This is a genomic window from Klebsiella sp. OBRC7 (assembly GCF_000293135.1).
GTDB lineage: Bacteria > Pseudomonadota > Gammaproteobacteria > Enterobacterales > Enterobacteriaceae > Klebsiella > Klebsiella michiganensis.
In genome coordinates, this window is record NZ_ALNJ01000019.1 from 93384 (window position 1) to 106555 (window position 13172).

General features: G+C 54.9%; 17 protein-coding genes and 1 other RNA gene. 11 read left to right on the forward strand and 7 right to left on the reverse strand.

All coding sequences use genetic code 11. The features are described 5' to 3' along the window. The first annotated feature begins 8 nt into the window (after window positions 1–8). The 8 genes from mzrA (at window position 9) to HMPREF1144_RS03520 (ending at window position 4240) form a co-directional block, all read left to right on the forward strand. Window positions 9–386, forward strand: coding sequence for an EnvZ/OmpR regulon moderator MzrA (gene mzrA / locus HMPREF1144_RS03485; RefSeq protein ID WP_161506366.1), 378 nt, complete (start codon window positions 9–11; stop codon window positions 384–386). Between the two features lie 149 nt (window positions 387–535). Further along, complete coding sequence (locus HMPREF1144_RS03490) at window positions 536–904, forward strand: DUF1090 domain-containing protein (protein WP_004854452.1); 369 nt, start codon at window positions 536–538, stop codon at window positions 902–904. A gap of 45 nt (window positions 905–949) precedes the next feature. Further along, window positions 950–1255 (forward strand): DUF883 family protein, encoded by a 306-nt coding sequence (locus tag HMPREF1144_RS03495; RefSeq protein WP_004854453.1) that lies wholly within the window; start codon window positions 950–952, stop codon window positions 1253–1255. A 2-nt stretch (window positions 1256–1257) separates the two neighbouring features. Then, window positions 1258–1656, forward strand: a complete 399-nt coding sequence (locus HMPREF1144_RS03500; RefSeq protein ID WP_004854455.1) for a phage holin family protein — start codon at window positions 1258–1260, stop codon at window positions 1654–1656. Further along, on the forward strand, window positions 1653–1952 hold the full coding sequence (locus tag HMPREF1144_RS03505) for a YqjK-like family protein (RefSeq protein WP_004854457.1): 300 nt from the start codon (window positions 1653–1655) through the stop codon (window positions 1950–1952). The genes HMPREF1144_RS03500 and HMPREF1144_RS03505 overlap by 4 nt, the downstream gene beginning before the upstream one ends. A gap of 344 nt (window positions 1953–2296) precedes the next feature. Next, a complete protein-coding gene (locus HMPREF1144_RS03510) occupies window positions 2297–2689 on the forward strand; it encodes a DoxX family protein (protein WP_004125512.1) in 393 nt (130 codons plus the stop codon). 69 nt (window positions 2690–2758) lie between these two features. Then, window positions 2759–3745 (forward strand): glutathione S-transferase family protein, encoded by a 987-nt coding sequence (locus tag HMPREF1144_RS03515; protein WP_004854460.1) that lies wholly within the window; start codon window positions 2759–2761, stop codon window positions 3743–3745. Window positions 3746–3871: 126 nt separating this feature from the next. After that, window positions 3872–4240, forward strand: coding sequence for a DUF805 domain-containing protein (locus HMPREF1144_RS03520; protein ID WP_004105984.1), 369 nt, complete (start codon window positions 3872–3874; stop codon window positions 4238–4240). A gap of 36 nt (window positions 4241–4276) precedes the next feature. Here the strand turns inward: HMPREF1144_RS03520 and HMPREF1144_RS03525 are convergent, their stop codons facing one another. Continuing rightward, on the reverse strand, window positions 4277–5173 hold the full coding sequence (locus HMPREF1144_RS03525; RefSeq protein ID WP_004854463.1) for a LysR family transcriptional regulator: 897 nt from the start codon (window positions 5171–5173) through the stop codon (window positions 4277–4279). A 104-nt stretch (window positions 5174–5277) separates the two neighbouring features. On the opposite strand from HMPREF1144_RS03525, the gene HMPREF1144_RS03530 reads away from it, so the two are divergent. Then, on the forward strand, window positions 5278–5979 hold the full coding sequence (locus HMPREF1144_RS03530) for a pirin family protein (protein ID WP_004854464.1): 702 nt from the start codon (window positions 5278–5280) through the stop codon (window positions 5977–5979). Between the two features lie 24 nt (window positions 5980–6003). Continuing rightward, a complete protein-coding gene (locus HMPREF1144_RS33190) occupies window positions 6004–6165 on the forward strand; it encodes a hypothetical protein (protein WP_009651863.1) in 162 nt (53 codons plus the stop codon). A gap of 33 nt (window positions 6166–6198) precedes the next feature. Here HMPREF1144_RS33190 and HMPREF1144_RS03535 read toward each other — a convergent pair whose 3' ends face one another. From HMPREF1144_RS03535 to HMPREF1144_RS03555, 6 genes are all read right to left on the reverse strand, one after another. Beyond that, window positions 6199–6609 (reverse strand): Spy/CpxP family protein refolding chaperone, encoded by a 411-nt coding sequence (locus tag HMPREF1144_RS03535; RefSeq protein WP_004854468.1) that lies wholly within the window; start codon window positions 6607–6609, stop codon window positions 6199–6201. A 340-nt stretch (window positions 6610–6949) separates the two neighbouring features. Then, an RNA gene (rnpB, locus tag HMPREF1144_RS30710) (RNase P RNA component class A) lies at window positions 6950–7328 on the reverse strand. A gap of 32 nt (window positions 7329–7360) precedes the next feature. Beyond that, window positions 7361–8506, reverse strand: a complete 1146-nt coding sequence (gene garK, locus HMPREF1144_RS03540; RefSeq protein WP_004854470.1) for a glycerate 2-kinase — start codon at window positions 8504–8506, stop codon at window positions 7361–7363. A 65-nt stretch (window positions 8507–8571) separates the two neighbouring features. Beyond that, complete coding sequence (gene garR, locus HMPREF1144_RS03545) at window positions 8572–9462, reverse strand: 2-hydroxy-3-oxopropionate reductase (RefSeq protein WP_004105999.1); 891 nt, start codon at window positions 9460–9462, stop codon at window positions 8572–8574. Window positions 9463–9490: 28 nt separating this feature from the next. Next, window positions 9491–10261: a 2-dehydro-3-deoxyglucarate aldolase gene (garL, locus tag HMPREF1144_RS03550; RefSeq protein ID WP_009651885.1), complete on the reverse strand. Its 771-nt coding sequence runs from the start codon at window positions 10259–10261 to the stop codon at window positions 9491–9493. 13 nt (window positions 10262–10274) lie between these two features. Continuing rightward, the gene (locus HMPREF1144_RS03555; protein ID WP_009651849.1) at window positions 10275–11051 is read right to left on the reverse strand and encodes an MFS transporter; all 777 of its coding nucleotides are present in this window, start codon (window positions 11049–11051) and stop codon (window positions 10275–10277) included. A 518-nt stretch (window positions 11052–11569) separates the two neighbouring features. On the opposite strand from HMPREF1144_RS03555, the gene garD reads away from it, so the two are divergent. Beyond that, window positions 11570–13141, forward strand: coding sequence for a galactarate dehydratase (gene garD / locus HMPREF1144_RS03560; RefSeq protein WP_009651891.1), 1572 nt, complete (start codon window positions 11570–11572; stop codon window positions 13139–13141). The last annotated feature ends 31 nt before the right edge of the window (window positions 13142–13172 follow it).

Consider the following 13172-nt stretch of genomic DNA (forward strand, 5'->3'; position numbering starts at 1 on the left):
CGATGGAGATGACACGCTCCTCTCTGCGTCAGATAAGCTGGGTGCTGGGCGGTTCGCTACTCCTGTGCGGCCTGTTCTGGCTCTGGCTCACCGTGCAACAGCAGGAATCCACGCTGGCTATTCGTCCCGTTAGTCAGGGTATCAGCATGCCGGACGGTTTTTCCGTCTGGCACCATCTCGACGCTAACGGTATCCGTTTTAAAAGCATTACGCCGCAGAATGACGGTTTGCTTATCAAGTTTGACTCCAGCGCTCAGGGCGCTGCGGCAAAAGAAGTTTTGGGCCGCGCTCTACCGCATGGTTATATTATCGCTTTAGTGGAAGACGATGATTCGCCTACCGCCTGGATTTCGCGCCTGCGCGATACGCCGCACAGATTCGGGTAATCCACGAAAATTCCGAATATATTCACCCTGTTTGGTGATTTCCCGGTTTACTTACTATCATTAAGTTTGCGGGCGTCACCAGACTCACGTTACTCAACTGGATAGGGGATATCCTGAGATGTTCCCCCACACAATGGAAGGTCGTATCCATGAAACACCGCATCGCTTTGATCCTGGTTTTGTCATCACTAAGCGCCAGCGCCTTTGCCATCTCCCCTTGCCAGGAAAAAGAGCAGGATATCCAGCGGGAGATCAGCTACGCAGAAAAGCATCATAACCAGCACCGTATTGACGGTCTGAAAAAGGCGCTAAGCGAAGTAAAAGCGCACTGCAGCGACAGCCAGCTCAAAGCCGATCACCAGAAAAAAATCGCCCAACAGCAGGAAGAAATTACCGAACGTCGGAACGACCTGCGCGAAGCAGAACAGAAAGGCGATGCTGACAAAATCAGCAAGCGTCAACGTAAACTTGATGAAGCGCAGCAGGAACTGAAAGAGCTGCAGTCTCGCGAGTACTAATTGATTAAGCAAGACCAATATGGACCACTTTAACAGGAGATAAACATGGCTAAAGATAACGTTGCAGAAGACCTGCGTGCGGAACTGAAGACGCTGGCTGATACCCTGGAAGAAGTGCTGAACTCCTCCACGGATAAGTCGAAAGAAGAGATTGGTAAACTGCGCAGTAAAGCTGAAAGCGCGCTGAAGGAAAGCCGTGTTCGCCTGGGTGAAACCAGCGATGCTCTCCTGAAGCAAACGCGAGAAACCGCTGCGCGTGCAGATGAATACGTCCGTGAAAACCCCTGGACCGGCGTGGGAATTGGTGCTGCCGTCGGGCTGGTACTGGGTGTCCTGCTGACGCGTCGTTAATTATGGCGAACTCTAAAAGTACGCAAGGGCCCGGGCAAAGCGTTTTCGGCATCGGTCAGCGAATAGTCACTTTGCTGGTCGAGATGGTGGAAACGCGCCTGCGCCTGGTCGTCGTGGAGCTGGAAGAGGAGAAAGCCAATCTCTTCCAGCTATTCCTGATGCTCGGGCTGACGCTGCTGTTTGCCGCGTTCGGGCTGATGAGTATGCTGGTGCTCATCATCTGGGCCGTCGATGCGCAGTATCGGCTTAACGTGATGATCGCCACCACCGCTATCCTGCTGCTGGCAGCGCTCATTGGCGGTATCTGGACCTTACGCAAAGCCCGACGTTCAACGTTCCTGCGCTTCACGCGTCAGGAGCTGGCTAACGACCGCGCATTGCTGGAGGACGATAAGCCATGAGCCGCGAACAGCAGGAACGCGAACGACAAAAAGCGCTTTTGCTGCGCCTGATCCAACAGCAGCGGCTGGACCTTAGCGCCAGCCACCGCCACTGGATTGAAGCGACCGCGCCCATTGATCGCGGCTGGAACACCTTCCTCAATCTGCGTTCATGGGCAATGGTCGGCAGCGGCATCGTGGCAATATGGTCCGTTCGCCATCCGCGCTTTTTGATGCGCTGGGCAAAGCGCAGCCTCGGTATCTGGAGCACCTGGCGGATGGCACGCAATCTGCTGCGTCAGTCCACGTCGCGCTAAGGCTAATGACCGGGTCCGGCGCCAGCCGCCACCCGGCATCCTTCTCGCCCCACTGTCCCCGTCAGGTTTTCCCCTTTTCTTGCTCACCAGCAGAACACTTTCGCCTTTCAGCGTCTGCCGTCATTTTGCCCAGCACCGCCTGTACGACCCGCTACAGCCCCTCTTACATTCATGTCCTTTATCAATGATTGCTCAGAAACTTTGAAGAAGATCTACAGTTTTCCTTGCTAACAATCACATCTCATCCTCGCTAATATCCTCTCCATCGACAGCAAGCCCGCGTAACTACGCAGGATTGCACCAAAAAACAAAATCGCCGCCCTTTGGGTTTTCTGGAGTTAGAAATGAAAAAATTAGAAGATGTTGGTGTACTGGTAGCGCGCATTCTGATGCCCATTCTGTTTATCACCGCAGGTTGGGGAAAAATCACCGGTTATGCGGGTACTCAACAATATATGGAAGCCATGGGCGTCCCTGGGTTTATGCTGCCGCTGGTTATCCTGCTTGAATTCGGCGGCGGTCTGGCGATTCTGTTCGGTTTCCTGACCCGCACCACCGCGCTGTTCACCGCAGGCTTCACCGTGCTGACCGCGTTTCTGTTCCACAGCAACTTTGCTGAGGGCGTGAACTCGCTGATGTTCATGAAAAACCTGAGCATCGCAGGCGGCTTCCTGCTGCTGGCTATCACTGGTCCAGGCGCCTTTAGTATTGACCGCGTCCTGAATAAAAAGTGGTAAGCGCACTATACTAGTAAATAAAAAAGCGAGGGGACTTCTCCTCGCTTTTGCTATCTGAAGGAGGAAATGATGGGACAATTAATTGACGGCGTCTGGCACGATACCTGGTATGACACCAAATCCACCGGAGGGCGATTTAAACGTTCTGTGTCCGCCTTTCGCAACTGGCTAACCGCCGACGGCGCGCCGGGCCCAAGCGGCGAAGCCGGGTTCGCTGCGGAAAAAGACCGTTACCATCTGTACGTTTCTCTGGCCTGCCCATGGGCGCATCGCACTCTCATCCTGCGTAGCCTGAAAGGACTGGAGCCGTTTATTTCCGTCTCCGTGGTCAACCCCCTGATGTTCGAGAACGGCTGGACTTTCGACGATAGCTTCCCGGCAGCGACGGGCGATACCCTCTACCAGCACGAATTTCTTTATCAGCTTTATCTGCATGCCGATCCCCACTACAGCGGGCGCGTCACGGTGCCGGTATTGTGGGACAAAAAGCAGCAAACCATCGTCAGCAATGAGTCGGCGGAAATCATCCGCATGTTGAATACCGCGTTTGACGGACTGGGTGCCCGCGCTGGCGATTACTACCCGCCTGAGCTGCGCGCGCAAATTGATGAGCTGAACGGCTGGATCTATGACAACGTCAACAATGGAGTCTATAAAGCCGGATTCGCCACCAGCCAGCAGGCCTATGACGAAGCGGTCGATGCGGTATTTACGTCTCTGGAGCGTCTGGAACAAATCCTTGGCCAACACCGCTTCCTGACCGGTAACCAGCTGACGGAGGCCGATATTCGTCTGTGGACCACCCTGGTTCGTTTCGACCCGGTGTATGTGACCCACTTTAAATGCGACAAACGCCGCATCAGCGATTATCTCAATCTTTATGGCTTCCTGCGCGATATCTACCAGATGCCGGGCATCGCGGAAACGGTGGATTTTGCCCATATTCGCAACCATTACTACCGTAGCCATAAGACGATCAACCCAACCGGGATTATCTCCGTCGGCCCGCAGCAGGATCTTAACGAACCGCACGGCCGCGATCTTCGCTTCCGCTAATCCGTTGGGCGCCATTTACCGCGCCCAATAATTCACAAAACAAATATTTACCAGCATTTCATTCACGTCTATTCTTATTTCGATCGCTTTAAAAACAAGTGATTGACGGTTAATCGAGGCGTAAAAATGGACTGGTATCTTAAAGTATTAAAAAACTACATTGGATTTGGCGGCCGCGCCCGGCGCAAAGAGTACTGGATGTTTATTCTGGTCAACATCATCCTGACCGGCGTACTCAGCATTATTGATAAAATGCTCGGATGGCAGCGCGCCGGAGGGGAAGGCATTCTGACGACCATCTATGGCGTGCTGATATTCTTACCGTGGTGGGCGGTGCAGTTTCGTCGATTGCACGACACCGACCGCTCGGCATGGTGGCTGTTATTGCTGCTGATCCCCGTGATCGGCTGGCTGGTGATCCTGGTCTTCAATTGCCAGAACGGCACTCCCGGCAATAACCGCTTCGGGCCGGACCCGAAACCGACCTCTTACTGACCATGCGCCCCTCGTCAAAAAGGGGCGCATTTTGTTTTATCTGGTCATAAATAGCTTCGGGATTTCCCGCAGACACCATGATTTTGCCTCACCCATGCTGTCCCGGCGCCAGGCCATAATAATGTCGATCTCGTTGCTGTACTCCGGGCTGACCACCCGCAGGCGCCCTTCGGCAATATCCCGCTCAACCAGCGGATAGGGCATCGTGGCGACGCCCAACCCTGCCAGCAGCGCCTGGCGTTTATCTTCGATCGAGCTCACGGTTAATCGCGGCTGTTTATCAAGCAGCTGCACCGTCAGCACCGGACGTTCGCGGGCGGTGTCCGCCACCGCCACGCCGCGATACTTCACGCGCGTGACTTCAGAAAGCGGCTCAGGCTCGAGGTGAATGGGATGGTCGGGGGCGGCAACGTAGACGCTCATAACCGAGTAGAGCTTACGGGAGTTAATTTCCGAGGAGGAACGAAAATGCATATCCGGCGCAACGACAATATCCGCCCGCCCCTGCTCAAGGCGCTCCCATGCCCCGGCCAGCACTTCGGTAATAATCGACAGCTGGGTGTTCGATTTGGTCGCGAGCTTTTCAATTAGCGGAAACAGATCGGTGGTGGGTACCAGCGCCTCGGTGACGATGGTCAGGTGCGTTTCCCAGCCGCGCGATAGCGCTTCGGCATCGGTTGTCAGCTTATCCGCCGCTTCCAGCAGAACGCGCCCGCGCTCAAGCAGCATTCGGCCTACGTTGGTGAATTTTGTTCGATGACCTGAACGGTCAAACAGGACGACATCCAGCTCTTCTTCCAGCTTTTGCATGGTATAGCTGAGCGCTGAAGGCACCCGACCAAGCTCATCAGCCGCCGCCGCAAAGCTTCCGCGCCGGTCAATCGCATCCATAACGCGTAACGCTTCCAGCGTTAATGCTCTCTCTTTAGCCATCGTTCTCTCATTCAGGAAATTTGAACATACCGGGCAGAATATCTGGCTAACAATAGAGCGTCCATACCTTTACCATTGATTTAGTGTAAAGAGAGGTCAAGAAGATGATTACAACCCGAACAGCCAAACAGTGCGGTCAAGCCGACTTCGGCTGGCTGCAGGCCCGCTACACCTTTTCCTTTGGCCACTACTTCGACCCGAAATTGCTAGGTTACGCGTCGCTGCGCGTGCTCAACCAGGAAGTTCTGGCGCCCGGCGCGTCGTTCCAGCCGCGCACCTATCCGAAAGTCGACATTCTGAACCTGATTCTGGAAGGTGAAGCGGAGTACCGCGACAGCGATGGCAATCACATCCAGGCGAAAGCTGGCGAAGCGCTGCTGATCTCCACCCAGCCTGGCGTGAGCTACAGCGAGCACAATCTGAGCAAAGAGCGCTCGCTGACGCGAATCCAGCTGTGGCTGGACGCCTGCCCGCAGCATGAAAACCCGCTGGTGCAAAAAATCGCTATCGCCGAGGGAGCGCAGCAGCTGCTGGCTTCGCCGGACGGCAGCCAGAACAGTCTCCAGCTGCGCCAGCAGGTATGGATCCACCATATCAATCTGGCGAAAGGCGAGCAGCTTAACGTGCAGCTCCACGGCCCGCGCGCCTACCTGCAGTCGATTCACGGCACGGTACATGCGCGAGTGCAGGAAGAAGAGAAACAGGCTTTGACCTGCGGCGATGGCGCGTTTATTCGTGACGAAGCTAACATTACCCTCGTTGCCGATACGCCGCTGCGCGCTTTGCTGATAGATTTACCTGTGTAACAACGGCAGTAAGGGAGTGTGTCAGTGGGCAAGAAGAAAACAAAAAAAGCGGTGCTGGCAGCGTCGCAGCCGCAGCCAGAAACCATGACAACGGTTAGCTTTGGTTATGAAGAGATGTTGAGCGAACTGGAGGCGATCGTCGCAGAAGCGGAGATACGGCTCCAGGAAGAAGAAAACGTCGCCTGACGTCAATATCGGCCCCGGCCGGGGCCGATAGATTTACTCACTCAGTTCCTGAGCTAAATCTTTTTGGACCTGCTTACGCTGTTCTGGCGTCAGGACCTGATTCACATCAAAATAGTACTTCACGCGATAATAGCGGACCTGCTGTTCGACTTTACTAAACGCCGCCAGCTGATCTTTGACCGCTTTTTCATTCCATTTTCCGGAATCAATCACATCAAATAATACGCCGTCTTTAATATCGTTCTGGGATATCTGCTGAACGTTTTTTTCCAGCTGCTTGTGCAGGCTTTTGATTTTCGTTACCTGATCCTGGGTCAGTTTTAAATGCTGGACAATCGGATCCTGCGCCGGGGCTGGCGCAGCGTTAACATCCGCAGCCTGTGCCGCCATTGAGAAGCCCGTAGCGAGGACGGTTGTCACTGCAATGCGAGTCATTAATTTCATTTTTTATTTCATCCTGATTAATTATCACCGATATGGGTGGCTATTATTTTTCATAAGCCGATGACGAAATGTAAAAAATAGTTCGCATAAATGTAGTTAAACCAGGAAATACATAACAAACATGAATGCTATAATTGAATTCATTTATTTTAAATATATTGAATAAGCAAGAAGGACGCATAACCGCATGAGTCATAATGCGGTTGATGGCAGACCTGTTTCCCCCATCGTGCCGCTTTCTTTTGGGGTATAGCGTCGTGGACGGTCATTCATCTGTCCTGTGTTTCAACCTGCCTTATGAAGCAAAAACCCCCGCCATCGCTGGCAGGGGTTTTGTAAAAGTTGAAGCTGACCGTTAAGCCGGGTTCTGTCGTGGACAGTCATTCATCTAGGCCAGCAATCGCTCACTGGCTCAAGCAGCCTACCCGGGTTCAGTACGGGCCGTACCTTATGAACCCCTATTTGGCCTTGCTCCGGGTGGAGTTTACCGTGCCGCGAACTGTTACCAGACGCGCGGTGCGCTCTTACCGCACCCTTTCACCCTTACCTGATCCCACTTGCGTGGGCCATCGGCGGTTTGCTCTCTGTTGCACTGGTCGTGGGCTTGCGCCCCCCAGGCGTTACCTGGCACCCTGCCCTATGGAGCCCGGACTTTCCTCCCCTCCGCCCGTCTCCCCCGAAGAGGACGACGACGAAGCGGCGACTGTCTGGTCAGCTTCGGCGCGCAGTATAGAGGGTTTACCGACGGTTGTCATCCTTCCGTCGCCATCCCAACCTGCAATGTCGCCGCAATATTACGCGACGCATGATAAATATTGTCCGCCGCGCCGCGAAACGCCTCTTCGAGCGTCGTTACGCTGGTCAGCACGCTAAACACCGCATCAATCCCATACTGGTGAACCACGCCGACATCCCGGGTCAGACTACCGGCAATGCCAATTACCGGCTTATGATACTTTTTCGCCACGTTCGCCACGCCAACCGGCACTTTACCGTTAATACTCTGGCTATCCAGCCGGCCTTCACCGGTCACCACCAGCGAACAATCGAGGATATGCTCTTCCAGATTCAGCGCCTGGGTCACGATTTCAATCCCGCTGCGTAATTCAGCGTTCAGGAACGCCATCAGCGCTGCGCCCATGCCGCCCGCCGCGCCCGCGCCGGCAACCTGCGTCACATCGACATGCAGATCGGCCTTAATAACGTCCGCATAGTGCGCCAGGTTACTGTCCAGCTCGCGGATCATCGCTTCGGTAGCCCCTTTCTGCGGACCAAATATCCTTGATGCGCCAGTATCGCCAGTCAGCGGATTGGTGACATCGCAGGCGACCCGAATAGCGCAATCATGCAGTCGCGCATCAAGACCGGAGAGATCTATCGAATTGAGGCTACACAGACTACCGCCGCCGTTGCCAATCTCCACGCCGTTGGCATCGCAGAGACGCGCGCCCAGCGCCTGAACCATCCCCGCGCCGCCGTCATTGGTGGCGCTGCCGCCAATGCCAATGATGATATTTTTCGCCCCATGATCCAGCGCCTGCAAAATCAGCTCGCCGGTACCGCGCGACGTCGTCAATAGCGGGTTACGCTGAGCGGGCGGCACCAGCCCCAGCCCGCTGGCCGCAGCCATTTCGATAAACGCGGTTTTACCATCGCCGGAAAGCCCCCAGCAGGCATCAACCGGAACACCCAGCGGCCCCGTCACGCAGGCGCTCATTTCGGTTCCCTGCGTCGCGGCAATCATCGCCTCAACGGTACCTTCCCCGCCATCGGCGAGAGGAACCTTCACGTAGAGCGCATCGGGGAAAATTTCCCGAAAACCTTTTTCTATAGCCTGAGCAACCTCTATGGCCGAGAGGCTTTCTTTATAAGAGTCTGGGGCGATTACGATTTTCATAGTTATGTAGCCTGACAGTGCCGCGCAAGGCAAGAATTACAGGGCGCACATCCGCGCCCTTCTTGTTAGCGAGTGACTTCCACTTTCGCCAGTTTTTCGTAGTAGCATGCAAGCGCGCTATGGTCGGCGGTACCCAAACCGTCGGCGCGCAGCGCCTGCATCATCTCCATCACCGCGGCGGTCAGCGGCAGCTGGGCGCCCACGCCGTGAGAAGTGTCCAGCGCATTCGCCAGATCTTTGATATGCAGATCGATACGGAAACCCGGCTTGAAGTTGCGGTCCATCACCATTGGCGCTTTGGCATCCAGTACGGTACTCCCGGCCAGCCCGCCGCGGATGGCCTGATATACCAGATCCGGGTTCACGCCCGCTTTGGTCGCCAGCGTCAGCGCTTCGGACATCGCCGCAATGTTCAGCGCCACGATCACCTGGTTGGCCAGCTTGGTCACGTTGCCCGCGCCGATCTCGCCGGTATGCACCACGGAACCCGCCATCGCTTTCAGCAGATCGTAATATTTGTCGAAAATCGCTTTATCACCGCCCACCATCACCGACAGCGTACCGTCGATGGCCTTCGGTTCGCCGCCGCTGACCGGCGCATCCAGCATATCGACGCCTTTCGCTTTCAGCGCTTCACTGATCTCACGGCTCGCCAGCGGCGCAATGGAGCTCATATCGATCAGCACGGTGCCCGGCTTCGCGCCTTCAATAATGCCGCCTTCACCCAACGCCACCTCTTTCACGTGCGGGGAGTTCGGCAGCATGGTGATTATCACATCGCACTGCTCGGCAATCGCTTTCGCTGACGCGGCGGTTTCTGCGCCTGCGGCAATCACTTCGGCAATCGCTTCCGGGTTACGGTCAGCAACCACCAACGAGTAACCTGCCTTGAGGAGGTTTTTACTCATTGGTTTACCCATGATACCGAGGCCAATAAAACCAACTTTCATTGTCATGTCTTTATCTCTCTAGTTTCGGTGGTGGTTATTTCTTAAAGGAGTCAGCCAGCTTCTGCGTGGCAGAGCGGAATACGCCCAGGTCGCTGCCGACGGCAACAAAGGTCGCGCCCCATTCCAGATAGCGCCGCGCGTCGGCTTCAACCGGCGCCAGAATACCGCTCGGTTTACCGCACTTTTTCGCGCTGGCAAAAATGTGCTGGATAGCTTTCTGCACTTCCGGATGGGAAGCATTGCCCAGATGGCCCAGCGCAGCGGCCAGATCGCTTGGGCCGACAAAAATACCGTCAACGCCCGGCGTGGCGGCTATCGCATCAACGTTATCCACGCCCTGCTGGCTCTCGATTTGCACGAGGATGGTGATGTTGTTGTTCGACTGCGCGAAGTAATCCGGCACGGTGCCAAACATATTGGCGCGGTGCGAGACGGATACACCGCGAATGCCTTCTGGCGGATAGCGGGTTGAGGCGACGGCGTTTATCGCCTGTGCTTCCGTTTCGACAAACGGAATCAGGAAGTTATAAAAACCGATATCCAGTAGACGCTTAATAATCACTGGCTCGTTGGTCGGTACGCGGACGACCGGCGCGCTGGCGCTGCCTTTCAGTGCCATCAGCTGCGGGATAAAGGTGGAGATATCGTTCGGCGCATGTTCGCCGTCCAGTACCAGCCAGTCGAAACCTGCCAGACCTAAAACTTCGGTGCTAATTGGGCTCGCCAGCGCGGACCAGCAGCCAATCTGAACCTGATGCGCCGCCAGGGCCGCCTTAAATTTATTCGGGAAGATATCGTTATTCATCACTTATACCTTGTCACTTAACCGTTAATGATTTCTGCAGTTCCATGCGTTTGATGTCGCCGACCACAAACAGATAGCAAACCATCGCCATCAGGGCCGAGCATCCGGCGAAGACCAGCGCTGCGTTGAATGAGTACAGCTCGCTCACCAGGTAACCGATAACCAGCGGGGTTACAATGGAAGCGACGTTACTAAATACGTTAAAGACGCCGCCGTACAGGCCGGTCAGCACATAACCCATCACGGTGAAGACGTGCTCCCAGCCCCAGGCAAAGGTCAGCCATCCCAGCAGCGGCGAGAACAGTGCCAGGGAAAAATACTGCGCGAAGTTAACAATCGCCGAGGCGGTGCCGCGCTCTTTCGTCGGAAACCAGGCCGCCATGATACGGGCGTTTGCCGGGCAGAAAGGCGTTTCTGAGAAGCCCAGCATAAAACGCATAAAAAACATTGAGAGCCTTGCCCACGCCAGCGGAAACATATCCACAAAACCTTGCAGGAAGGTAAATAACGACCAGAAGAACAGGCTACAGGAGTAGACGTTCTTCGAGCCAAATTTATCGAGCAGCCAGCCGCCGAAGAGCCGCATCAGCAGGTAGGCCCAGCCGAAAGCGGAGAAGATATAGCTCATCGAGACCGCGCTCAGCGGCAGCTCTTTCGCTACCTCTGTACCAGCGTTCGGGAACGTCGCCCGGTCGGCATAGTTAACGGCGGTAACAATGAAAATGATCAGCAGGATTAAATATCGAGTTGGCACGCCTTTTTTCTTTTCTATCGTTGCATCCAGACTCATCTAATATTCCTCAGGTACAATACACCTTCTATTATTTATTTTGGCGTGATTCTTCATTATTCAGAAATCAATATCAGCAGGTATCGATTTACTCATCCGACGCATCGCAAGCATGACTCAGTATAATCAGCTTGCGAGCGTTAAACACTGTGCACATAACCTGTAAATGGCGTTTAATTATCTCTATTATTGTGCAAATGCAGCAATCAGTGGGCGCTACCCCACAGTTCCAGCGATTTCCCTCTTTAGCGTATTCTCCCTGGCAGCAATGGGTGATTTAGATCACATTTTCAGATTCAAACACCTGACATTCTCTATTTCACAAATCTGCACATCAGAAATTGAATATACCCTAAATATTTCGAGTTGCATGAAGGCGGCAACGCTGGGAATCCCCGGAAGCTTACTAAAGTATGTGACTGGGGTGAGCGAGGAAAGCCAACGCACGTGCAGCTTGAAATATGACGGATATAAACGTTTTATTTTATTATTCGCACCTTGCTGGAGAATACTGGACAATGGCTGACATTGAAATTAGACAGGAATCGCCAACGGCATTTTATATAAAAGTAGACGAAACGGATAACGTGGCGATTATTGTTAACGATCGCGGTTTAAAGGCCGGAACGCGTTTCCCTGACGGACTCACGCTCGTTGAACATATCCCGCAAGGCCATAAAGTCGCGCTGGTCGATATTCCCGTCCACGGTGAAATTATCCGCTATGGCGAGGTGATTGGCTACGCAGTACGCGATATTCCACAGGGCAGCTGGATTGACGAATCGCTGGTCGAACTGCCAAAAGCGCCGCCGCTGCATACTTTGCCGCTGGCGACCAAAGTCCCGGCGCCGCTGCCTCCGCTGGAAGGCTATACCTTCGAAGGCTATCGCAACGCCGACGGGAGCGTCGGAACCAAAAACCTGCTCGGCATTAGCACCAGCGTGCACTGCGTGGCGGGCGTCGTCGATTATGTGGTGAAAATTATCGAACGCGATCTGCTGCCAAAGTATCCCAACGTCGATGGCGTTGTGGGTCTGAACCACCTGTATGGCTGCGGCGTGGCGATCAACGCCCCGGCAGCGGTCGTCCCGATCCGCACCATTCATAATCTGGCGCTCAATCCAAACTTCGGCGGCGAAGTGATGGTGATTGGCCTTGGCTGCGAAAAACTGCAGCCGGAGCGACTGCTGGAAGGCACCGACGATGTGAAAAGCATCCCCGTGGATAGCGCCAGCATCGTCAGCCTGCAGGATGAGAAGCACGTCGGTTTTAAATCAATGGTGGATGACATTCTGCAGGTCGCCGAGCACCACCTGGAGAAGCTGAACCAGCGCCAGCGTGAAGCCTGCCCGGCCTCCGAGCTGGTTGTCGGTATGCAGTGCGGCGGCAGCGATGCGTTTTCTGGCGTCACCGCCAACCCGGCGGTGGGCTACGCATCCGATCTGCTGGTGCGCTGCGGGGCGACCGTTATGTTCTCGGAAGTCACCGAAGTGCGCGATGCGATCCACTTGCTGACGCCGCGCGCCATCAACGAAGAAGTCGGAAAACGCCTGCTGGAGGAGATGGCCTGGTACGATAACTATCTCGATATGGGCAAAACCGACCGCAGCGCCAACCCCTCCCCCGGCAACAAGAAAGGCGGCCTGGCGAACGTCGTCGAGAAAGCGCTGGGCTCTATCGCTAAATCCGGGAAGAGCGCGATTGCCGAAGTGCTCTCTCCGGGGCAGCGCCCGACCAAACGCGGGCTGATTTACGCCGCGACGCCGGCGAGCGACTTTGTCTGCGGTACTCAGCAGGTGGCTTCCGGGATCACGGTGCAGGTCTTTACGACCGGTCGCGGTACGCCGTACGGCCTGGTCGCCGTGCCGGTCATAAAAATGGCGACGCGTACCGAGCTGGCAAACCGCTGGTATGACTTAATGGATATCAACGCGGGAACCATCGCCACTGGAGAAGAAACCATCGAAGAGGTAGGGCTGAAGCTGTTTGAATTTATTCTTGATGTCGCCAGCGGCCACAAGAAGACCTTCTCGGATCAGTGGGGATTGCACAATCAGCTGGCGGTGTTTAACCCGGCGCCGGTGACGTGATAATCCTTAGCAGAAAAGCCGGGCGGCGGTG

Coding starts and splice junctions, on each gene's coding strand:
- mzrA (WP_161506366.1), top strand. CDS start 9: ATGACACGCTCCTCTCTGCGTCAGATAAGCTGGGTGCTGGGCGGTTCG.
- HMPREF1144_RS03490 (WP_004854452.1), top strand. CDS start 536: ATGAAACACCGCATCGCTTTGATCCTGGTTTTGTCATCACTAAGCGCC.
- HMPREF1144_RS03495 (WP_004854453.1), top strand. CDS start 950: ATGGCTAAAGATAACGTTGCAGAAGACCTGCGTGCGGAACTGAAGACG.
- HMPREF1144_RS03500 (WP_004854455.1), top strand. CDS start 1,258: ATGGCGAACTCTAAAAGTACGCAAGGGCCCGGGCAAAGCGTTTTCGGC.
- HMPREF1144_RS03505 (WP_004854457.1), top strand. CDS start 1,653: ATGAGCCGCGAACAGCAGGAACGCGAACGACAAAAAGCGCTTTTGCTG.
- HMPREF1144_RS03510 (WP_004125512.1), top strand. CDS start 2,297: ATGAAAAAATTAGAAGATGTTGGTGTACTGGTAGCGCGCATTCTGATG.
- HMPREF1144_RS03515 (WP_004854460.1), top strand. CDS start 2,759: ATGGGACAATTAATTGACGGCGTCTGGCACGATACCTGGTATGACACC.
- HMPREF1144_RS03520 (WP_004105984.1), top strand. CDS start 3,872: ATGGACTGGTATCTTAAAGTATTAAAAAACTACATTGGATTTGGCGGC.
- HMPREF1144_RS03525 (WP_004854463.1), bottom strand. CDS start 5,173: ATGGCTAAAGAGAGAGCATTAACGCTGGAAGCGTTACGCGTTATGGAT.
- HMPREF1144_RS03530 (WP_004854464.1), top strand. CDS start 5,278: ATGATTACAACCCGAACAGCCAAACAGTGCGGTCAAGCCGACTTCGGC.
- HMPREF1144_RS03535 (WP_004854468.1), bottom strand. CDS start 6,609: ATGAAATTAATGACTCGCATTGCAGTGACAACCGTCCTCGCTACGGGC.
- garK (WP_004854470.1), bottom strand. CDS start 8,506: ATGAAAATCGTAATCGCCCCAGACTCTTATAAAGAAAGCCTCTCGGCC.
- garR (WP_004105999.1), bottom strand. CDS start 9,462: ATGACAATGAAAGTTGGTTTTATTGGCCTCGGTATCATGGGTAAACCA.
- garL (WP_009651885.1), bottom strand. CDS start 10,261: ATGAATAACGATATCTTCCCGAATAAATTTAAGGCGGCCCTGGCGGCG.
- HMPREF1144_RS03555 (WP_009651849.1), bottom strand. CDS start 11,051: ATGAGTCTGGATGCAACGATAGAAAAGAAAAAAGGCGTGCCAACTCGA.
- garD (WP_009651891.1), top strand. CDS start 11,570: ATGGCTGACATTGAAATTAGACAGGAATCGCCAACGGCATTTTATATA.